Origin of the sequence: Jeotgalibacillus proteolyticus, assembly GCF_050107735.1 — a bacterium.
Lineage (GTDB): Bacteria > Bacillota > Bacilli > Bacillales > Jeotgalibacillaceae > Jeotgalibacillus > Jeotgalibacillus proteolyticus_A.
In genome coordinates, this window is sequence record NZ_JBNILO010000045.1 from 1 (window position 1) to 255 (window position 255).

General features: G+C 52.9%; 1 rRNA gene. It reads right to left on the reverse strand.

From position 1 onward, the window contains the following. Positions 1–255, reverse strand: a 16S ribosomal RNA gene (locus ACQCT8_RS19075); the annotation flags it as partial.

Here is a 255-nt window from a genome sequence, read left to right on the forward strand (position 1 = left end):
GTCTCGCTGCCCTTTGTATCGTCCATTGTAGCACGTGTGTAGCCCAGGTCATAAGGGGCATGATGATTTGACGTCATCCCCACCTTCCTCCGGTTTGTCACCGGCAGTCACCTTAGAGTGCCCAACTAAATGCTGGCAACTAAGATCAAGGGTTGCGCTCGTTGCGGGACTTAACCCAACATCTCACGACACGAGCTGACGACAACCATGCACCACCTGTCACCATTGTCCCCGAAGGGAAAAGTCTATCTCTAG